19 protein-coding genes are annotated in these 19,187 nt (G+C 64.8%); 7 read left to right on the forward strand and 12 right to left on the reverse strand.

The annotated features are described in order from the left end of the window. Positions 1-120: 120 nt before the first annotated feature. From guaA to DW355_RS12480, 4 genes are all read right to left on the reverse strand, one after another. Positions 121-1,740 (reverse strand): glutamine-hydrolyzing GMP synthase, encoded by a 1,620-nt coding sequence (guaA, locus tag DW355_RS12465; RefSeq protein ID WP_131280495.1) that lies wholly within the window; start codon positions 1,738-1,740, stop codon positions 121-123. 79 nt (positions 1,741-1,819) lie between these two features. After that, complete coding sequence (gene guaB, locus DW355_RS12470; protein ID WP_131280497.1) at positions 1,820-3,289, reverse strand: IMP dehydrogenase; 1,470 nt, start codon at positions 3,287-3,289, stop codon at positions 1,820-1,822. Positions 3,290-3,386: 97 nt separating this feature from the next. Then, positions 3,387-3,764: an RnfH family protein gene (locus tag DW355_RS12475; RefSeq protein WP_131280499.1), complete on the reverse strand. Its 378-nt coding sequence runs from the start codon at positions 3,762-3,764 to the stop codon at positions 3,387-3,389. Between the two features lie 17 nt (positions 3,765-3,781). Then, the gene (locus tag DW355_RS12480) at positions 3,782-4,234 is read right to left on the reverse strand and encodes a type II toxin-antitoxin system RatA family toxin (protein WP_131280501.1); all 453 of its coding nucleotides are present in this window, start codon (positions 4,232-4,234) and stop codon (positions 3,782-3,784) included. A gap of 70 nt (positions 4,235-4,304) precedes the next feature. On the opposite strand from DW355_RS12480, the gene smpB reads away from it, so the two are divergent. From smpB to DW355_RS12500, 4 genes are all read left to right on the forward strand, one after another. Beyond that, positions 4,305-4,796, forward strand: coding sequence for an SsrA-binding protein SmpB (gene smpB / locus DW355_RS12485; protein ID WP_131280503.1), 492 nt, complete (start codon positions 4,305-4,307; stop codon positions 4,794-4,796). An 85-nt stretch (positions 4,797-4,881) separates the two neighbouring features. Beyond that, a complete protein-coding gene (locus tag DW355_RS12490) occupies positions 4,882-5,265 on the forward strand; it encodes a COG4315 family predicted lipoprotein (RefSeq protein ID WP_131280505.1) in 384 nt (127 codons plus the stop codon). Between the two features lie 46 nt (positions 5,266-5,311). After that, entirely contained in the window at positions 5,312-5,848 is a 537-nt protein-coding gene (locus DW355_RS12495; protein WP_131280507.1) for an RNA polymerase sigma factor, read from the forward strand. A gap of 17 nt (positions 5,849-5,865) precedes the next feature. After that, a complete protein-coding gene (locus tag DW355_RS12500; RefSeq protein WP_131280509.1) occupies positions 5,866-6,672 on the forward strand; it encodes an anti-sigma factor family protein in 807 nt (268 codons plus the stop codon). 35 nt (positions 6,673-6,707) lie between these two features. Here DW355_RS12500 and DW355_RS12505 read toward each other — a convergent pair whose 3' ends face one another. Next, the gene (locus tag DW355_RS12505; RefSeq protein WP_165493190.1) at positions 6,708-7,637 is read right to left on the reverse strand and encodes a LysR family transcriptional regulator; all 930 of its coding nucleotides are present in this window, start codon (positions 7,635-7,637) and stop codon (positions 6,708-6,710) included. 113 nt (positions 7,638-7,750) lie between these two features. Between DW355_RS12505 and DW355_RS18500 the strand changes: the two genes are divergently transcribed. The 3 genes from DW355_RS18500 to uraD are packed head-to-tail and all read left to right on the forward strand — an operon-like array spanning position 7,751 to position 9,281. Continuing rightward, positions 7,751-8,053: a Bug family tripartite tricarboxylate transporter substrate binding protein gene (locus DW355_RS18500; RefSeq protein WP_347562732.1), complete on the forward strand. Its 303-nt coding sequence runs from the start codon at positions 7,751-7,753 to the stop codon at positions 8,051-8,053. After that, positions 8,053-8,751: a Bug family tripartite tricarboxylate transporter substrate binding protein gene (locus tag DW355_RS12510; RefSeq protein ID WP_347562733.1), complete on the forward strand. Its 699-nt coding sequence runs from the start codon at positions 8,053-8,055 to the stop codon at positions 8,749-8,751. The genes DW355_RS18500 and DW355_RS12510 overlap by 1 nt, the downstream gene beginning before the upstream one ends. After that, the gene (gene uraD, locus DW355_RS12515) at positions 8,748-9,281 is read left to right on the forward strand and encodes a 2-oxo-4-hydroxy-4-carboxy-5-ureidoimidazoline decarboxylase (RefSeq protein ID WP_207388020.1); all 534 of its coding nucleotides are present in this window, start codon (positions 8,748-8,750) and stop codon (positions 9,279-9,281) included. The genes DW355_RS12510 and uraD overlap by 4 nt, the downstream gene beginning before the upstream one ends. Here the strand turns inward: uraD and DW355_RS12520 are convergent. The 7 genes from DW355_RS12520 to nusA form a co-directional block, all read right to left on the reverse strand. Continuing rightward, a complete protein-coding gene (locus DW355_RS12520; RefSeq protein ID WP_242671149.1) occupies positions 9,265-10,404 on the reverse strand; it encodes an enoyl-CoA hydratase/isomerase family protein in 1,140 nt (379 codons plus the stop codon). The genes uraD and DW355_RS12520 overlap by 17 nt on opposite strands. Continuing rightward, a complete protein-coding gene (locus DW355_RS12525) occupies positions 10,367-11,326 on the reverse strand; it encodes a DMT family transporter (protein ID WP_131280513.1) in 960 nt (319 codons plus the stop codon). Before DW355_RS12525 ends, DW355_RS12520 begins: the two co-directional genes overlap by 38 nt. A gap of 129 nt (positions 11,327-11,455) precedes the next feature. Beyond that, positions 11,456-13,282: a translational GTPase TypA gene (typA, locus tag DW355_RS12530; RefSeq protein ID WP_131280515.1), complete on the reverse strand. Its 1,827-nt coding sequence runs from the start codon at positions 13,280-13,282 to the stop codon at positions 11,456-11,458. Continuing rightward, a complete protein-coding gene (gene truB, locus DW355_RS12535) occupies positions 13,279-14,256 on the reverse strand; it encodes a tRNA pseudouridine(55) synthase TruB (protein WP_131280516.1) in 978 nt (325 codons plus the stop codon). The genes typA and truB overlap by 4 nt, the downstream gene beginning before the upstream one ends. Positions 14,257-14,258: 2 nt before the next feature. Beyond that, positions 14,259-14,630 carry a 30S ribosome-binding factor RbfA gene (gene rbfA / locus DW355_RS12540; RefSeq protein WP_131280518.1) on the reverse strand — a complete coding sequence of 124 codons (372 nt, stop codon included), beginning with the start codon at positions 14,628-14,630 and terminating at the stop codon, positions 14,259-14,261. Between the two features lie 15 nt (positions 14,631-14,645). Next, positions 14,646-17,489, reverse strand: a complete 2,844-nt coding sequence (gene infB / locus DW355_RS12545) for a translation initiation factor IF-2 (RefSeq protein ID WP_131280520.1) — start codon at positions 17,487-17,489, stop codon at positions 14,646-14,648. A gap of 160 nt (positions 17,490-17,649) precedes the next feature. Further along, the gene (gene nusA / locus DW355_RS12550; RefSeq protein WP_131280522.1) at positions 17,650-19,185 is read right to left on the reverse strand and encodes a transcription termination factor NusA; all 1,536 of its coding nucleotides are present in this window, start codon (positions 19,183-19,185) and stop codon (positions 17,650-17,652) included. Positions 19,186-19,187: the final 2 nt, after the last annotated feature.

Consider the following 19,187-nt stretch of genomic DNA (forward strand, 5'->3'; position numbering starts at 1 on the left):
GCAATCCGACAGGCGCAGCGCCCCGTCAGGCCTTGCTTAAAACCAGACCAGGCATCACGCCGACGCAGATGCTTCGACGGATGGCGATCGAAATTGAAGGGGACGCTGTGGCCTCCTGCCTCACTCCCACTCAATCGTCGCTGGCGGCTTGCTGCTCACGTCATAGGTCACGCGATTGATGCCGCGCACCTCGTTGATGATGCGGCTGCTGACCTTCTTGAGCAGCGCGTAGGGCAGCTCGGCCCAGTCGGCGGTCATGAAGTCGCTGGTCTGCACGGCACGCAGGGCCACGACGTAGTCGTAGGTGCGGCCGTCGCCCATCACGCCCACGCTCTTGACGGGCAGGAAGACGGTGAAGGCCTGGCTGGTCAGCTCGTACCAGGTCTTGCCGGTTTCCGCGTCCTTGAAGTTGCGCAGTTCCTCGATGAAGATGGCGTCGGCGCGGCGCAGCAGGTCCGCGTAGTCCTTCTTCACCTCGCCGAGGATGCGCACGCCCAGACCCGGGCCTGGGAAGGGATGGCGGTAGACCATGTCGTGCGGCAGGCCCAAGGCCACGCCCAGTTCGCGCACCTCGTCCTTGAACAGGTCACGCAGCGGCTCCAGCAACTTCAGTCCCAGCTGCTCGGGCAGGCCCCCCACGTTGTGGTGGCTCTTGATGGTGACGGCCTTCTTGCTCTTGGCACCGCCGGACTCGATGACGTCGGGGTAAATGGTGCCCTGGGCCAGGAAAGTCGCACCCTTGGAACCCGGGCGCGCCGCCTTCAGTTTCTCTGCCTCGGCCTTGAACACGTCCACGAAGAGGCGACCAATGATCTTGCGTTTCTGTTCCGGGTCGCTCACGCCCGCGAGTTCGCGCAGAAAGAGTTCGCTGGCGTCCACGCGCACAACCTTGGCGTGCAGCTTGCCGGCGAACATCTCCATCACCATGTCGCCCTCGTTCAGGCGCAAGAGGCCGTGATCCACGAAGACGCAGGTGAGCTGGTCGCCGATGGCGCGGTGGATCAGCGCGGCGGCCACGGAGGAGTCCACGCCGCCCGACAGGCCGAGGATGACTTCCTCATTTCCGACCTGTTGCTTGATCGCTGCCACGGCCTCGTCGATGTGGCCGTCCATCACCCAGTCGGGCCGGGTCTTGCAGATGTCGAGCACGAAGCGTTCCAGGATGGCCCGGCCCTGCACCGTGTGCGTGACTTCAGGATGGAACTGCACGGCATAGAAGCCGCGTGCTTCATCGGCCATGCCCGCGATCGGGCAGGAGGGCGTGGAGGCCATGAGCTTGAAGCCCGGCGGCAGCTCGGTCACCTTGTCGCCATGGCTCATCCAGACCTTGAGCATGCCGTGCCCCTCGGGCGTGGCGTAGTCCTGGATGCCATTGAAAAGTTGGGTATGACCATGCGCTCGGACATCGGCAGTACCGAACTCGCGCTTGTGCCCGCCCTCGACCTTGCCGCCCAACTGGTGGGCCATCGCCTGCATGCCGTAGCAGATGCCCAGCACCGGCACGCCCAGTTCGAACACGGCCTGCGGGGCCTTGTCCGTCGTATCCTCGTAGACGCTGGCGTGGCTGCCGGAGAGGATGACCCCCTTGAGCGCACCGTCCTTGGCGTAGTCACGGATCCAGGCGTCCGTCACGTCGCAGGGGTGGACTTCGGAATAGACATGCGCCTCGCGGACGCGCCGAGCGATGAGCTGGGTGACTTGGGAGCCAAAATCGAGGATGAGGATTTTCTGGTGCTGCATGGTGCTGGAACTGAAATGACTTTGAAAACAGAAAGCCCGAACACCATGATGGGGTTCGGGCCTGGTGTCTCAGGGCGTCTTAATTCGCCCGATAGTTCGGCGCTTCCTTGGTGATCTGCACGTCGTGGACGTGACTTTCACGAATGCCCGCGCTGGTGATCTCCACGAATTCGGCTCTGTTCTTCATGTCCTCGATGGTGGCGCAGCCGCAGTAGCCCATGCTGGCGCGCACGCCGCCAGCCATCTGGAACAGGATGGCGACCACCGAGCCCTTGTAAGGCACGCGGCCTTCGATACCTTCTGGCACCAGCTTGTCGGCTTGCGGGTTGCCGGCGGTCGACTCCTGGAAATAGCGGTCGGCACTGCCCTGCTGCATGGCGCCGATGCTGCCCATGCCGCGGTAGCTCTTGTAGCTGCGGCCTTCGTACAGTATGACTTCGCCCGGCGCTTCTTCGGTGCCAGCGAACATGCTGCCCATCATCACGGTGGAGGCGCCCGCCGCGATGGCCTTGGCGATATCGCCGCTGTAGCGGATACCGCCGTCGGCGATCAAGGGCACGCCCGTGCCTTGCAGGGCCATGGCCACGCCATCGATGGCCATGACCTGGGGCACGCCCACACCGGCCACGATGCGCGTGGTGCAGATGGAGCCAGGGCCGATGCCGACCTTGACCGCGTCCGCGCCCGCCTCGACCAGCGCCAGCGCCGCCGCGCCGGTGGCAATGTTGCCACCAACCACGTCCACTTGCGGGTAGTTCTGCTTGACCCAGCGCACGCGGTCAATCACGCCTTTGCTGTGGCCGTGGGCCGTGTCCACCACGATGGCATCCACCCCGGCCTTGACCAGCGCTTCCACGCGTTCTTCCGTGCCCTCGCCCACGCCAACCGCCGCGCCCACGCGCAGTTTCCCCGCAGCATCGCGCGCGGCATTGGGGAAGTTGAGCTGCTTGGTGATGTCCTTGACGGTGATCAGGCCCTTGAGCTCGAAGGCGTCGTTGACGAGCAGCAGGCGTTCCAGCTTGTGCTTGTTCAGCAGGGCCTTGGCTTCACCAGGCGTCGTGCCATCGGGCATGGTGACCAGGCGCTCGCGCGGCGTCATGATCTCGCGCACCGGCAGGTCGTAACGGGTTTCGAAACGCAGGTCACGCCCCGTCACGATGCCGACCACCTTGCCGTTATCCACCACCGGGAAGCCGGACACGCCCAATTGGTCGGACAGCTGCATGACCTGACGCACGGTGGCGTTGGGGTTGATGACCACCGGGTCGCGCAACACACCGGATTCGTAGCGCTTGACCTTGGCGACCTGAGCCGCCTGCTCGGCGGCTGTCAGGTTCTTGTGGATGATGCCCATGCCGCCTTCCTGGGCGATGGCGATCGCCAGGCGGGCTTCGGTGACCGTGTCCATGGCCGCGGAGACCAGGGGCAGGTTCAGGGCGATGTTGCGGGAGAAACGGGTGGAGAGGGAAGTGTCCTTGGGCAGGACCTGGGAGTACGCTGGCACCAGCAACACATCGTCGAAGGTGAGCGCTTTACCGAGAAGGCGCATGTTCTAGGGCTCCAAAAACAGCATTGTACCCGCGCGCCCAGGCGGGTTTTGCACCGAGGCGGCAAGACCCTGACGACAACCTCGCCGTTGGCCCACCTCAGTAGCCGGCTTTGCCGCCGGCCCGACGCTGGGCAAACAGGCCGGCGCGCTTGATGCCCTGGCTCGCGAAACGCTCGCGCCGAGCCACTTTCGGATCCACCCGCAAGGGGCGATAGAGCTCGACGCGATCGCCCGCGCGCAGCACCTGCTCAAGCGTGGTCTTACGACCCCAGAGACCGAGCATGCCGTGGGCAGCGAGATCGCCCAGGTTCTGCGCGGTCAACTCCGGCCAGTCACAGGCTGCCAAGGCCTGCGCCACGGTGGCGCCCGCAGGCAAGGTCAAAACCTTTTCACGCACAGGCCGCGCGGCCTGTGCCTGCGCCACGACCACGGTGATGGTCGCCTGGGCCGGCGTCTGCGGTGTGAGGGAAGACATGCTCTGGCGCCTGACATTCAGGCCGTGCCGTAGACCTGCTCGGCACGCTTGACGAAGGCATCGACCAGTGTGCCGGCGATCTTGTCGAAAACCGGCCCGACCAGCTTGCCCAGCAAGGCGTTGGTGAAGCCGTACTCCAGCGTCAACTCGACCTTGCAGTGCACATCGCTGCCGCCGACCGGCGTGAAGGACCAGTGCCCGTCAAGCTGGGAGAACGGCCCATCCACCAGGGTCATGTGTACGCTATTGCCATCCGGGCCGCTTTGGTGGGTGTTGCGCGTGGTGAAGGCCTGGTGCAGGCCGCTGAAGGCGATACCGACTTCGGCTGTCAGGCCATCGGGACGCGACTCGATCACGCGGGCACGATCGCACCAGGGTAGGAACTGCGGATAGTCCGCCACACGCGTGACCAGATCAAACATCTGTTGCGGGCTGAACCAGATCAGGACGGACTTCTTCACAGTTTTCATAGAATGGGGGGTTCTTTGCTGCCCCGCCGCGCCATTGTAATTTTGCGCGGAAAGCCCCACATTCAGACGCATGGCCACCGACAAGAAGAATCCCGCGAAAACCGCTCTCCCCGCCCGCATCGCCGACAACAAGAAAGCGAGCTTCAATTACCACATCGAGGAGCGTTTCGAGGCGGGCATGGTGCTGGAAGGCTGGGAGGTGAAAGCCTTGCGCGAGGGCAAGGTGCAGTTGACCGATGGTTACGTGGTCATCCGTAATGGCGAGCTGTTCCTGATTGGCTGCCAGATCAATCCGCTCGGGACAGCCTCCACCCATATTCGACCCGACGCGGTGCGCACCAAGAAACTGCTGTTGCACAAGGACGAGATTCGCCGCCTGATCGGCAAAGTCGAGCAAAAGGGCCATACCCTGGTGCCGCTGAACCTGCACTGGAAGAATGGCAAGGTCAAGGCCGAGATCGCCCTGGCCAAGGGCAAGGCCGAGCACGACAAGCGCGACACCATCAAGGAACGCGAGGGCAAGCGCGAGGTGGAGCGGGCCATGAAGCAGCGCGGCCGCTGATTTTTTTGCGAAGCCGCGGAATAAACGGACGGCCCAGGGCGTTCATCCAGACAGGCACGCTCTTGTGCCGATTTTTGGAGATCCCATGAAAACCTTGTTTCGCGCTCCTCTTTCCCTGTTCCTCGCCACCGTCGCCCTGGTCGGTTGCGCGGCCATGGCGGCAACCCCCACCAAGGTCAGCGATGGTGTCCTTGTCGGGCCCAACGGCATGAGCCTCTACACGTTCGACCGCGACGCCATGGGCAGCGGCAAATCGGTCTGCAACGGTCCCTGCGCCACCAACTGGCCTCCGCTGATGGCCAGCGACATGGACAAGGGTGATGGCGACTACAGCGTGATCACCCGCGACGATGGCAAGAAGCAATGGGCGTTCAAGGGCAAGCCCCTGTATTTCTGGGTCAAGGACAGCAAGCCCGGTGACCGCACGGGCGACGGCTTCAACAACGTCTGGAAGCTGGCGCGCCCCTGAGCGCTGCCAGCAGCCCAGCGACGTCAAGCGACCCGCTGTCTGAACCATGGACCGCCGTTCCCTGATCGAGCAGATCCCTGCGTTGCGACGTTATGCCCGCGCGTTGACCGGCGACGCGTGGGCCGCCGATGATCTTGTGCAGGACGCGCTTGAACGTGCCTGCGTCAAGTGGCGGCTCTGGCTGGCGGGGTCGGACTTGCGAGCCTGGCTGTTCACGCTCATGCACAACCTCTACATCAGCCAAGTCCGTCAGCGTCTGCGCCAGGGGCCTGCGCCCCTGGAATTGGACGCGGTCGAGCAGGAGCCTGCTGCGCCCACGGGCGGCGGCGACGATGCCCTGGATCTGCAGCGTTGCCTGCTGCAGCTGCCGGACGAACAACGCGTGACGCTGCTGCTGGTGACGCTGGAAGGCATGACGTATTCGGAGACAGCGCGGATTACCGGCGTGCCGGTCGGGACGGTGATGTCACGCCTGTCCCGCGCGCGCAGTCGTCTGCAGGAACTGCTGGAAGCGGCCCCCCGCCCGGGCGCCTCCACTGCTGGCTCGGCTACCGTGCACGGCGCGCTGCGTCGGCTCAAGTAAAGCCCATCACGATCACCATGGACGCACCCCAAGACTCCCCTGTCACGGACGACGAACTGCACGCCCTACTCGACGGTCGGCTCAAGCCGGAGGAACGCGCGGCGTTGCAGGCTCGCCTGGCCCAGGACCCCACCGCCCATGCGCGCTGGATGGCCTGGCAGCGCCAGCACGCCGCACTGCGCGGCCTGCACGCCGAGTTGTTGAGGCAGGATTTGCCGATGGCCCTGCAAGGCACTGCCCACAGAGCACAGCATGCGCAGTTGCGGGTGCGGCAGGTGCGGCAGTGGAGCGGTGTTGCCGCGTCCCTGGTGCTGGCCTTTGGCCTGGGCTGGTTCGGCCGCGCTTTGTGGATGCCGTCCTCGTCCGCGGTGCTGGCCCGGCAGGCGCCGGCACGGGATTTTGTGCGACAGGCTGCGGTTGCCCACGCGGTCTACAGTCCCGAGCAACGGCACCCGGTCGAGGTGGGCGCGGGCCAGGAGGAACACCTGGTGCAGTGGTTGTCCAAGCGCCTCGGGCATCCGCTGAAGCTGCCCCAATTGCATGCCTGGGGTTACGACCTGGTGGGTGGGCGTCTGCTGCCTGGCGACGACGGCGCTCGCGCTCAGTTCATGTACCAGAACGCGGCCGGTGAACGCGTGACCCTGTACCTGGGCCAACGCCCCGCCGCGCTGGCCGGTGACGCCCAGGTCGAGTTCCGCTACAGCACCGACGGCCCCGTGCCCAGTTTCTACTGGATGGATGGGGAGCAGGCTTATGCCCTTTCCGGTCCCTTGAGTCGTGAACCCTTGTTGCGCCTGGCCCAGGCGGTATACCAGCAGTTGTGAGCCTCGGCGGGCCACACGCGCATCCAGCCCTTCATTCAGGCGCGTGCCCGCACCGCGTTCAAAAAATACTCGATCTGGGATTGCAGGGCATCGGCCACGGTCCTCACCCAGACCGGTTGGGGCCGGGTCGCGCTGATGGCCACGCTGACCGTCTGAGGTTCGGCCCCCTTGTCGCGCACGGGCACGAAACGCAGCGTGCCGTCGATCAACTCCCGCGCGGCATCGAGCTCTGACGTGAAGGCCAGGAAACGCCCGGTGCGCACGAGTGATTTGACCAGGTTGACCGAACTGGTTTCCACGTGCCCCTGGGGGTCAGAAAACAGCCAGCTGTAGCGGGATTCCAGATAGCGTCGGATCAGGAGGGTTTTGTCCTGCAGGGCAATCGGGTGCGTGCTGGCCTCCTGCAAGCTGATGCTCTTGCGCTGGGCCAGGGGGTGGTCGGGTGCCACGATGCAGCCCAGTGGCAATTCGGCGCTCCACAGGGCCAGCACGTCGCGCCGTGGCGCCAGATTGAAAATGGCCGCCACCTCCGCGGACCCTTCCGCCAGCGCATGCGCCGCCGCATCCGGTGTCGCCGTGGTCACCCGCAGGGAAATGCGCGGATGCGACATGGCCAGACTGTCCACCAGCACGGGCAGCACGGACGAGACGTGGCTGTCCATGGCGACGAGGTTGACATGGCCTTGCTGGACACCTTGCATGCGTTGGATGTCATCCGCGGCGCGGCGTTCGTCGTCGCGCCAGCGCCGGGCCAGGGTCACGATGGTGCTGCCCGAGGGGGTGAGCCGCATGCCGCGGGGCAGGCGTTCGAACAGTGGCACGCCCAGCGCATCCTCCAGTTCGAGGATCTGCCGGTTGATGGCGGATGCCGCGACGTGCAACTCGCGCGCCGCTTTCTGGATGGAACCGGAGCGTGCCACCTGATCGGCATAACGCAGCACGGCGGGAAGCAGCGAACCTTTCATAGCCTTACTCCATACTGATTTTGAGCATGGATTGTTGCCAAAATGGTGATCGACAGCAATGGTTCGTGAACCTAGGATGGGCTCCATTCAGTTCCCGTTTCAAGGATCCGGCCATGAAAAAGCACATCCCCTCTTCCCTGCCCGCGGTTTCGCGCCGCGACGTTCTACGCCTGGCGTCCGCCGGCGCTGCTGTGCTGGCCTGGCCAGCCTCCCGTGCCGCCGCCTGGCCCGACAAACCCATCCGGCTCGTCGTCACTTTCCCGGCGGGGGGAGCCAGCGACATCGTGGCCCGCGTGCTGGCCGAGCAATTGACCCCCCGGCTGGGACAGCCCGTGGTCGTGGACAACCGCCCCGGCGCGGGGGCAGCGTGGGTGGCACGGCGGTCGCGCAGTCGCCCGCCGATGGCTACACCCTGATGCTCTCCAATTCCACGCCCATCTCCATCGGGCCATTCGCGCTGGAGAAGCAGCCCTATGACCCGGTGGCGGACTTCACCCACGTGGCGCTGATTGGCTCCGCCCCCTGCGTGGTGATGGCCAATCCGCAAGCTGGACTGCGCAGCCTGGCTGACCTGGAGGCAGCGGCACGCCAGAGCGGTGGACTGAATTTCGGCTCCGGTGGACCCGCCTCCATCGGCCATGTCTATGGCGAGCTGATGAAAAAGACCTTGAACCTGAATCTGGTGCATGTGCCCTACCGCGGTGGTGCGCCCATGACCACGGACTTGATCTCTGGCGTGGTCCCCATGGGCATCGATGTGCTGACCGCTTACGTGCCCTACTTCAAGAGTGGCCAGCTCATTCCCCTGGCCGTGACATCACCCCGACGTTCCCCGCTGGTGCCCGACGTCCCCAGCGTGACGGAACTGGGCCATGGCCAACTGGTGCTGGAGAATTTCTTTGGCGTGAGTGGGCCGGCCCAGTTGCCGACAGCGGTGACCGAGCGCATCAATCAGGCCTGCAACGAGGTTCTGGCCCTGGACGCCGTGCAGAAGCGGATGCTGGATCTCGGCGTGGCGATCCATCCGACCACGTCCTCGGACTTCTCCCGTTTCGTGCGTGAACAGGTGGGCACGCTGGCGCCCACGGTCAGGAACGCGGGCGTGCGGCTTTGAGGCATCCGTCAACCCCGATCACACTCGCCTGGCTCAATGGCTGCAGCGAGGCCGAATTCGTCAACGCGCTGGGCGGTGTGTTCGAGCATTCGCCCTGGATCGCCACGCAGGCGGCGCAACAACGCCCCTACGACGATCTTTCGGCCCTGCATGCCAGCATGCTGGACGCCGTGCGCAGGCTGTCACCGGAGGCGCTGCGAGGCTATCTGTCGCTGCATCCGGAACTGGCGGGCAGCGAAGCGCGAGGCGGGCGCATGACCGCCGAATCGACACGGGAACAAGGGACGCTGGATCTCGCCGCGCCCAACCCGGAAGACGGCGAGACCTGGGACGAACTGAACCGGCGTTACCGCGCAAAGTTCGGTTTCCCTTTCATCCTGTGCATCCGTCGCCATACACGTGCCACGGCCCTGGCGGCTTTCCGCGAGCGTCTCACGCGCAGTCCCGAGCAGGAATTGTGCGCCGCGCTCGAGGAGATCGCCTTGATCTCCCGTCTGCGCCTGGAGGACCAGCTTACACCAGGTCCTTGAGCGGGTGCGCGTGCGTGGGCCAGGGCGAGACGAAGAAGCCGGCCACCATCTCCGGCGTGACTTCTTCCAGCCGCGCCGGATTCCATTTCGGCTGTCGGTCCTTGTCGATGACCAGGGCGCGGATGCCCTCCATGGTTTCCGTGGCTGCCCGATAGCGGTCCAGATGCCGCGTGTTGAAGCAGTGGCGCACCAGGTCACGTTCCAGGCGCAGTTCCTCGGCCAGGTCCATGTTGGCGCCCTTGCGCATCAGTTGCAGCGTCACTTCGAGCATCAAGGGTGAATGGGTGCGCAAGGCCTTCACCGTGTTCTCGGTCCACTCGGCGTGGTCCGACTTCTGGGCCAGCATCGCTTCCATGGTCTGCACGATCGCGAGCACCGAGGTCGAGTCGAAACAGCGTTCAATGACGTCCAGCGGCAGCGTCGAGGCCGGTGAAGGGTTGCAGTGCCGCCGGCGCCAAGTCTCCAAGGTGTCCGCGTCGAAGGACGAGAGGTCCGCCAAGTCGTCCCAGGCCTGTTGCAGTTGAGGGGCGCCGAAACAGGCATCGGCGAGGTCCAGGGCCAGCGCTTCACCCGCGCCGATGACCTCGCTGGTCAGGGCCAGCCATGCTCCGCCGCGCCGCGGGCAGCGGGCGAGGAACCAACCTCCCCCCACATCGGGGAACAGGCCGATCTGGGTTTCGGGCATGGCCATCTTCGTGCGTTCGGTGACGATGCGCAGCGAGGCGCCTTGAGCAATGCCCATGCCCCCGCCCATGACCACGCCGTCCATGAAGGCGATGTAGGGCTTGGGGTAGTGGTGGATCAGATGGTTGAGGGTGTATTCCTCGGTGAAGAAGTCCTCCACCTCGGCGTCACCGCGCAGGACGGCTTCGTGGAAGTAGCGGATGTCGCCGCCCGCGCAGAAGGCGCCAAAGGGCCCGTCCTTGCCTTGCCCGCGGATGGCCACGGCCTGGATGGCCGGATCGTCACGCCAGATTCGCAAGGCCTGCGTCAAGGCCCGCACCATCGGGAGCGACAGCGCGTTGAGGGCCCGCGGCCGGTTGAGTGTGATGCAGCCGAGGTGGCCGCGCTGCTCCAGCAGGAGCTCAGGACAGGATGGATGGCGGAAGGTCGTCATGTCCATCACCTTTTTTCTGCGAGGTCCACCCCAGGGCTTCGTTCGCGGCCAAGGCACCGATGACCACGAGACCGCCGGTCAAGGCATTCGCGCCGGGGGCCTCGCCCGCGCCCAGCCAGGCCCAGAGGATGCCGAAGATCACTTCCAGCAGGCCGAGCAAGGCCAGCTCCGGCGCCTTGAGCACACGGGCGCAGAACACCGCCAGGACACAGGGAATGCCCAACTGCACCACGCCCAGCAAGCCCAGCCAGCTCAAGTCCGTGATGTCCGCCTGCCAAGGCAGTGTCAGGGGCAAGGTGACCAGTGCCGACAAGGTCGCACCAATGAGCACGGAGGGCACCAGCCCGATCTTCTCGACGCTTGTATCCCTCGCCTGCTGCCGGGACTGATGCTGCGCCACCGTCCATTGCACGGAACCGGCGATGGGCACGATCAGCGCGATCAAGGAGCCCAGCAAAAGCCCGCCAGACTGGCCGCTGGCCTCGCCGCTGAAATTCAGCTGCGCGCCATACATCCACACGATGCCTGCCCCCGCCACGATGATGGCGATCCAGGTGCGCAGGGGCAGTCGATGCCCGAGCACGAAGCGCGACATCAGGGCCGTGAACAAGGGGCCCAAGGCCATGGTGATCAGCACATTGGCCACCGTGGTCAAGGTCAGCGCGAACATGAAGGCCGTGAACATGATGCCCCAGCACAGGCCTGACAACCAGAGCGAGGAATTGCGCCAGGGGATCTGCCGAAACACGCCCCTGCCCTGCCACAGCGGCAAGATGGCGAGCAGCGTGAGGACGGTGAAGAAGCTGCGCCAGAACGTGACTTCCAGCCCTTGCGCGTGCGTGAGCTGGCGCGAGACGAGACCCGCGATCGACCACATCAGGGTCGCGAGCACCATGAGCCAGACCGCCTTACGATGGGTCAAACGCATAGGTATGGAAGATGTGCCAATGTTCAGACGGGGCACCCGTGGAACTGGCTTTGCCAGGCCACTGGGTGCGTCCCCCTGCCACCGAAGGTTGGTGTTCAGGGGGGGAAGCCGCAGAGCGGCTCAGGAGGGTCATTCCCGCGACGCGCGCTTGCGCTCGTGCTCCTTCAGGAAGCGCTTGCGCAGGCGGATGCTCTTGGGCGTGATCTCGACCAGCTCGTCGTCTTCGATGAACTCCACGCCGTATTCCAGCGTCAGGTCGATCGGGGGCGTGATCTTGATCGCGTCTTCCTTGCCGCTGACGCGGAAATTGGTCAGCTGCTTGGTGCGCGTGGCATTGACCACCAGGTCGTTGTCACGGCTGTGGATGCCGACGATCATGCCTTCGTACACCGGATCGTTGGCCTTGACGAACATGCGGCCGCGGTCGTCCAGCTTGCCCAGGGCGTAGGTGAAGATTTCACCGTCGTCCATGGAGATCAGCACGCCATTCTTGCGTCCGCCGATGTCACCCTTGTGCGGCTCGTAGCTGTCGAAGATGTTGCTGATCAGGCCGGAACCGCGCGTCAGGTTCAGGAATTCGTTGGTGAAACCGATCAGGCCACGCGCCGGAATGCGGTATTCCAGGCGCACACGACCACGACCGTCCGGCTCCATGTTCACCAGCTCACCCTTGCGCTCGCCCAGGGCTTGCATCACGCCGCCCTGGTGCTGTTCTTCGATGTCGGCCGTCACGAGTTCGATCGGTTCGTGCTTCTCGCCATTGATGGTGCGGAACACCACACGCGGCTTGCTCACGGCCATTTCGTAGCCTTCACGGCGCATGTTTTCCAGCAAGATGGTCAGGTGCAATTCACCGCGGCCCATCACCTCGAAAACGCCTTCTTCGTCGGTCTCGTTCACGCGCAGCGCAACGTTGTGCTGCAATTCCTTCTGCAGGCGGTCCCAGATCTGGCGGCTGGTGACGAACTTGCCTTCACGGCCGGCCAGCGGGCTGGTGTTGACGCAGAAATTCATGGTCAGGGTCGGCTCGTCAACCTTGAGCATGGGCAGGGGTGCCGGGTTGACCGGGTCGGTCACGGTCACGCCGATGCCGATGTCCTCGATGCCGTTGATCAGGACGATGTCGCCGGGGCCGGCCTCGGGCGTCTGCATGCGGTCCAGGCCCTGGAAGGTCAGCACCTGGTTGACGCGGCCTTTCACGGCCTTGCCGTCCGGGCCTTCCATGACGACCACGTCCATCATGGGCTTGATCGTGCCCTGGCTCACGCGACCCACGCCGATGCGGCCCACGAAGGAGGAGAAGTCCAGCGCCGAAATCTGCAACTGCAGCGGCGCGGTCGGATCGCCCGAATTTGCGGGGACGTGCTTGAGGATGGTGTCGAACAGGGCCGACATGTCGGGGCCCCATTGCTCGCCCGGGGCGCCTTCGGTCAGCGAAGACCAGCCATTGATGCCCGAGGCGTAGACCACGGGGAAGTCGAGCTGCTCGTCGGTCGCGCCCAGCTTGTCAAACAGGTCGAAGGCGGCATTGACCACCTTGTCGGGATTGGCGCCTGGTTTGTCGACCTTGTTGACGACCAGGATAGGACGCAAGCCCAGGGCCAGCGCCTTCTTGGTCACGAAGCGCGTCTGCGGCATGGGGCCTTCCTGCGCGTCGATCAACAACAGCACGCTGTCCACCATGGACAGGGCACGCTCCACTTCGCCGCCGAAGTCCGCGTGGCCAGGGGTGTCCACGATGTTGATGTGGGTGCCCTTCCAACTGACGGCGCAGTTCTTGGCCAGGATGGTGATGCCGCGTTCCTTTTCGATCGCGTTGTTGTCCATCACGGTGTCGACGACCTTTTCATGGTCGGCGAAGGTGCCGGACTGGCGCAGGAGTTGGTCAACCATCGTGGTCTTACCGTGGTCCACGTGGGCGATGATGGCGATGTTGCGAATTTGCTTGGTGCTCATGATTGCGGTTGTGCTTGGGTTTCCAGAATCTGTTGAATTTCGATGGGACTCAACAGTCGTCCCGGTATCAGTTCGCCGGCCTTCACATGGGCCGTGCCGAGCAGCGCACGCGGCGCCGCCTCGCCTTGGGTGGGGCCAAACACGGCCACGTGCGACGCGTCGGGCCAGGAGCCCCGGCGGCGCATGCCGGACAGAAAGCGCCCGGCATTTTCCGTGTCCAGCGTGACGGCTTCGTGGCCGTCGAGCAGTACCTCGATGGGCCTCAGCGCGCGCTGGCGTTGCGGTTCGTCCATGGCCTCCAGGGCGGGCAGGTCAATGCACTGGGTCTGGTCAAACGGCCCGGTGGCGACGCGGCGCAGCGCGACCAGATGTCCGCCGCAACCCAAGGCCTCGCCGATGTCCTCGCCCAGGGTGCGGACGTAGGTGCCCTTGCTGCACTGCACGCGCAAGCGCAGGAACGGGGTGTCGCCCTGCAGCTGAAAGTCCTGCAGCTCCAGCTCGTGGATCACGACCTCGCGAGGTGAGCGTTCCACGGTTTCGCCATCGCGGGCATATTCGTACAGTGCCTTGCCGTCTTTCTTGAGCGCGCTGTGCATGGGCGGCACTTGCCGGATGGGCCCCATGAAACGGTCCAGCACCTCGACCACTTGGCCCGGTGTGCAGCGCACGGGGCGCGTAGCAATCACCTCCCCCTCAGCGTCGGCGGTGCTGGTCCTGACGCCCAGACGCACCGTGGTCTCGTAGGTCTTGTCGGCATCCAGGTGCAACTGGCTGAACTTGGTGGCCGCGCCGAAGCACAGCGGCAACACGCCAGTGGCCAGCGGGTCCAGCGTGCCCGTATGCCCGGCCTTCTCGGCGCGCAGCAGCCACTTGGCCTTCTGCAAGGCCTGGTTGCTCGAGAGTCCGAGCGGTTTATCCAGCAACAACACCCCATGCACAGGGCGCCGTTGCACCCGAGTGCGTGGCGCGTGCATCTTTAGTCCTCGTTTTTGGAACGCGATGCGACGGCCTGCGCGATCAGCGCGTTCATGTCCGCCGCTCGCTCGGTGGTGCGGTCGAACACGAAATGCAACGTGGGCACGGTGTGGATGTGCAGGCGCTTGAACAGGCCGCTGCGCAGGAAGCCCGCAGCCTGGTTCAACGCGTCCTGGGTTTCCTGCGGCTCACCGACCAGCACGCTGAAGTACACCTTGGCGTGGGCGTAGTCAGGCGTGACCTCCACGCTTTGCAGCGTGACCATGCCGACGCGCGGGTCCTTCAGTTCGCGTGCGATCAGCTCCGACAGATCACGCTGGATCTGGTCGGCGACCTTGTGGCCGCGGTTGACGGGGGACTTCTTCGCCGGCATGGTGGATTGCGCCTCTTAGAGCGTACGCGCGATTTCCTTGACCTCGAAGAACTCCAGCTGATCACCTTCCTTGATGTCGTTGTAGTTCTTGAGCTTGATACCGCACTCGAAGCCTTCCTTGACTTCGCGCACATCGTCCTTCATGCGCTTGAGGGAGTCCAGCTCACCCGTGTAGATGACCACGTTGTCGCGCAGCAGGCGGAAATGCGCGCTGCGCGTGACGTAGCCAGCCGTGACCATGCAACCCGCGACCGTGCCGATCTTGGAGGCAACGAAGACGGTGCGGATCTCAGCCATGCCGATGACCTCTTCCCGCTTCTCGGGCGCCAGCATGCCCGACATGGCCGCCTTCAACTCGTCCACGGCGTCGTAGATGATGTTGTAGTAGCGGATGTCGATGCCGTTGCCCTCGGCCACCTTGCGCGCGTTCGCATCGGCACGGGTGTTGAAACCAATGACCACGGCCTTGGAGGCGATGGCGAGATTGATGTCGGACTCACTGATGCCACCCACGGCGGCGTATACAAGCTGCACCTTGACTTCGTCAGTCGACAGCTTGAGCAGGGACGCGGCCAGCGCTTCCTGCGAGCCTTGCACGTCGGCCTTGACGATGATGGGCAGGGTCTTGACCTCACCGGCGGCGATGTCGGAGAACATGTTCTCCAGCTTGGCTGCCTGTTGCTTGGCCAGTTTGGTGTTGCGGAACTTGCCGGCGCGGTAGGTGGCGATTTCACGGGCGCGACGCTCGTCGGTCAGCACCATGAATTCGTCACCAGCTTGCGGCACCTCGGTCAGGCCCTGGATTTCGACCGGGATCGACGGGCCCGCGCTGTCGACTTTGCGACCGCTCTCGTCCAGCATGGCGCGCACGCGGCCATAAGTCTGGCCTGCCAGCACCACGTCGCCGGCCTTGAGGGTACCGCTCTGCACCAGCACGGTGGCCACGGGACCGCGCCCCTTGTCCAGTTGCGCTTCGATCACCAAGCCCTTGGCGGCGGCATCGACCGGCGCCTTGAGTTCCAGCACTTCGGCCTGCAGCAGCACTTGTTCCAGCAGCTCGTCGACGCCCATGCCGGTCTTGGACGACACGGCCACGAAGGGTGATTCACCACCGAAGTCCTCGGGCACGACGGATTCGGCCACGAGTTCCGCCTTGACCTTCTCAAGATTGGCTTCGGGCTTGTCGGCCTTGGTCATGGCCACCACGATCGGAACCCCGGCCGCCTTGGCATGCTTGATCGCCTCCTTGGTCTGCGGCATCACGCCGTCGTCGGCGGCGCAAACCAGGATCACGATGTCCGTGGCCTGGGCACCACGCGCGCGCATGGCCGTGAAGGCCTCGTGACCAGGGGTGTCGAGGAAGGAGATCATGCCGCGCGGCGTCTCGACGTGGTAGGCGCCGATGTGCTGCGTGATGCCCCCCGCCTCGCCCGCCGCCACCTTGGTGCGACGGATGTAGTCCAGCAGCGAGGTCTTGCCGTGGTCAACGTGGCCCATGACCGTGACCACGGGGGCGCGCGGCAGCGCATTGGCCTGATGGGCCGATGCCTCTTCTTCCGTGAAGGCTTCCGGGTCGTCCAATGCGGCGATGATGGCCTTGTGGCCCATTTCCTCGACCACGATCATGGCCGTGTCCTGGTCCAGCGGCTGGTTGATGGTGACCATCTGGCCCAGCTTCATCAGCACCTTGATCACTTCGCTCGCCTTGACCGCCATCTTGTGCGCCAGTTCAGCCACGGTGATGGTTTCGGGCACGTGCACTTCGATCACACGCGCTTCCGTCGGTGCAGCCGAGGCCTGGGCGTTCTCACGGTCATGGTGACCCTTGCGGCCGCCGCCTCTCGGACCGCTGCGCCAACTGCCGCGACCGACGCCGCCACTGGAGTCACCACGGGTCGGGATGGCCTTCTTCTTGGCCGGATCGCCCGCCCAACTGGACGACAGCTTGGCCGACTTGATTTCCTTGCCTGGCGCGGCGGGCGCGGCCGGCTTGGCCGCGCCACCGCCGGTCTTGGTGGCGGTGGTGGTGCCGGCGTTTGCGTTCGCGGGCTTGTGCAGCGTGCCTTTCTTCGCGGCCGGCAACTCTTCCTTCTTGGGCGGCGGCGGCGGGGCCTTCTTGGCCGGGCTGGCCATCATGGTGCGGATGGCGGCAGCCTCGGCCTCGGCCTTGCGGCGCCGGGTATCGAGGTCGACACGGGCAACCTCCTCGGCGGCACGGGCTTGCGCGGCAGCTTGTTCCTTGACGGCCTGCGCGGCAGCCTGGGCCGCGACTTGGTCCACGGCCACCGGGGCCTGGGCCGTTGAAGCCGCCTGGGCCGCGGCACGCGCCGCGGCGGCCTGAGCTGCGGCTTCGCGCTCCTGGGCTTCCTGTTCCTCGCGTTGGCGGCGGCGTTCGGCCAGCTCTTCCTCTTGGCGGCGGATCAATTCGGCCTGGCGGCGGGCCTCTTCCTGGCGGCGCGTCAGTTCAGCCTCGTCGATCACGGGCGCGGTCGGGGTCACAGGGGTTGTTTCTTCGATCGCAGCCGGCTCGGCCTCGGCCGGCCCTTCGTGTTCGCCATCTTCACGACGCACGAAGGTGCGCTTTTTGCGCACTTCCACCTGAATCGTGCGCGCCTTGCCCGTTGCGTCGGCTTGCTTGATCTCGGTGGTGGATTTCTTCGTCAGCGTGATCTTCTTGCGCTCCGGCGCAGCCGTGCCGTGGCTGGCTTGAAGATGGCTGAGAAGGCGCTGCTTGTCAGCGTCGGTCAGGCTGTCGGCGGCGGCGTTTTTGTTCACGCCAGCGGCTTTGAGTTGCTCGATCAAGGTATCGGTCGGTTTCTTGAGTTCGGCGGCGAACTCGGCGACGGTTGTGCTGGACATGGTGTGTGACCCTGGTTTACGGCCCGGTGCGTTTCGCTGGGCGGCGGCTGTTTTGTTTCTGGTGCGCCGCCAGCGGAACGATTGCCGGCCTTGAAGTTAATGCTGTGCGTTCATGGTGTTCTCTTGGTAGAGAAAGGAGTGGCTTTGCAAAGGCCCAGCCTTATGAGGAAGTCCCCGGCACGGCCGAAGCCGGCTCGTCGGTGAACCAGTGTTCGCGGGCCTTGAGGATGAGCGCCTTGGCGTCTTCCTCACTCTGCCCCGTGATGAGGGTCAGCTCGTCGATGGCCAGATCGGCCAGGTCGTCGAGCGTGTGCACGCCGCCGTCGGCCAGCTTGGCGATCACATCGGCCGCCAGCGGCTTGTCCTGGAACTGCAGGTCGCGCAGATCTTGCGAGACTTCGTCCACGCTTTCCTCACGGGCGATCTCCAGCGTGAGCAGCGCATCCTTGGCCCGGGCGCGCAGCTCATTGACGGTGTCCTCGTCGAAGGACTCGATCTCCAGCATTTCCTGCAGCGGCACGTAGGCCACTTCTTCCAGGCTGGTGAACCCTTCGGCGATGAGAATGTCGGCGATTTCTTCGTCCACATCCAGCTTTTCCATGAAGAGCTGGCGCAGCGTGGTGGTTTCGTCCGCCTGCTTCTGGGCCGATTCGGCCGCGTCCATGATGTTGATCTTCCAGCCAGTCAGGTCGGACGCCAGGCGCACGTTCTGGCCGCCACGACCGATGGCGATGGCCAGGTTTTCCTCGTCCACCACCACGTCCATGGCGTGTTTTTCTTCGTCCACCACGATGGACGAGACATTGGCCGGAGCCAGCGCGCCGATCACGAACTGTGCCGGATCTTCGCTCCAGAGCACGATGTCCACGCGCTCGCCGGCCAGTTCGTTCGTGACGGCGTTGACGCGCGCGCCGCGCACACCCACGCAGGTGCCGATGGGGTCCACGCGCTTGTCGTGCGAAAGCACGGCGATCTTGGCGCGGCTGCCCGCGTCACGGGCGCAGCTCTTGATCTCCAGCAGGCCCTGCTCGATCTCCGGCACTTCCTGGCGGAAGAGTTCGATCATGAACTCGGGCGCCGAGCGCGACAGCAGGATGGCCGGACCGCGCTGCTCGGTGTTGACTTCCATGATCATGGCGCGCACGCGATCGCCAGCGCGAAAATTCTCCTTGGGGATCATTTCGTTGCGCTTGAGGCGGCCTTCGACCCGACCGCTTTCCACGATCAGGTCACCCTTGTCCATGCGCTTGACGGAGCCAACGAAGATCTTCTCGCCGCGGCTCATGAAGTCATTGAGCAGCATTTCGCGCTCGGCGTCGCGAATCTTCTGCAGGATGACTTGCTTGGCGGCCATGGCGCCGATGCGTCCGATCGGCACGGACTCCACCGACTCCTCGATGTACTCGTCGACCTCGATGTCGGGAATCTGCTCCTTGGCCTCGAACAGCAAAATTTCCTGATCAGGCAGCTGCAGGCCAGCCTCGTCCGGCACCACGTGCCAGCGGCGGAAGGTTTCATACAAGCCGGTGTCGCGGTCCACGGCCACGCGGATGTCCACGTCGCCCTGGTAGAGCTTCTTGGTGGCCTGCGCGAGCGCGGCCTCGACGGCGCCAAACACCACATCACGCTCGACGTTCTTCTCGCGCGAGATGGCTTCCACCAACATCAACAATTCGCTGTTCTTGATCGAACTCATTT

This window comes from Hylemonella gracilis, assembly GCF_004328645.1.
GTDB classification, from domain to species: Bacteria; Pseudomonadota; Gammaproteobacteria; order Burkholderiales; family Burkholderiaceae_C; genus Hylemonella; species Hylemonella gracilis_B.

Coding starts and splice junctions, on each gene's coding strand:
- guaA (WP_131280495.1), bottom strand. CDS start 1,740: ATGCAGCACCAGAAAATCCTCATCCTCGATTTTGGCTCCCAAGTCACC.
- guaB (WP_131280497.1), bottom strand. CDS start 3,289: ATGCGCCTTCTCGGTAAAGCGCTCACCTTCGACGATGTGTTGCTGGTG.
- DW355_RS12475 (WP_131280499.1), bottom strand. CDS start 3,764: ATGTCTTCCCTCACACCGCAGACGCCGGCCCAGGCGACCATCACCGTG.
- DW355_RS12480 (WP_131280501.1), bottom strand. CDS start 4,234: ATGAAAACTGTGAAGAAGTCCGTCCTGATCTGGTTCAGCCCGCAACAG.
- smpB (WP_131280503.1), top strand. CDS start 4,305: ATGGCCACCGACAAGAAGAATCCCGCGAAAACCGCTCTCCCCGCCCGC.
- DW355_RS12490 (WP_131280505.1), top strand. CDS start 4,882: ATGAAAACCTTGTTTCGCGCTCCTCTTTCCCTGTTCCTCGCCACCGTC.
- DW355_RS12495 (WP_131280507.1), top strand. CDS start 5,312: ATGGACCGCCGTTCCCTGATCGAGCAGATCCCTGCGTTGCGACGTTAT.
- DW355_RS12500 (WP_131280509.1), top strand. CDS start 5,866: ATGGACGCACCCCAAGACTCCCCTGTCACGGACGACGAACTGCACGCC.
- DW355_RS12505 (WP_165493190.1), bottom strand. CDS start 7,637: ATGAAAGGTTCGCTGCTTCCCGCCGTGCTGCGTTATGCCGATCAGGTG.
- DW355_RS18500 (WP_347562732.1), top strand. CDS start 7,751: ATGAAAAAGCACATCCCCTCTTCCCTGCCCGCGGTTTCGCGCCGCGAC.
- DW355_RS12510 (WP_347562733.1), top strand. CDS start 8,053: ATGCTCTCCAATTCCACGCCCATCTCCATCGGGCCATTCGCGCTGGAG.
- DW355_RS12520 (WP_242671149.1), bottom strand. CDS start 10,404: ATGGACATGACGACCTTCCGCCATCCATCCTGTCCTGAGCTCCTGCTG.
- DW355_RS12525 (WP_131280513.1), bottom strand. CDS start 11,326: ATGCGTTTGACCCATCGTAAGGCGGTCTGGCTCATGGTGCTCGCGACC.
- typA (WP_131280515.1), bottom strand. CDS start 13,282: ATGAGCACCAAGCAAATTCGCAACATCGCCATCATCGCCCACGTGGAC.
- truB (WP_131280516.1), bottom strand. CDS start 14,256: ATGCACGCGCCACGCACTCGGGTGCAACGGCGCCCTGTGCATGGGGTG.
- rbfA (WP_131280518.1), bottom strand. CDS start 14,630: ATGCCGGCGAAGAAGTCCCCCGTCAACCGCGGCCACAAGGTCGCCGAC.
- infB (WP_131280520.1), bottom strand. CDS start 17,489: ATGTCCAGCACAACCGTCGCCGAGTTCGCCGCCGAACTCAAGAAACCG.
- nusA (WP_131280522.1), bottom strand. CDS start 19,185: ATGAGTTCGATCAAGAACAGCGAATTGTTGATGTTGGTGGAAGCCATC.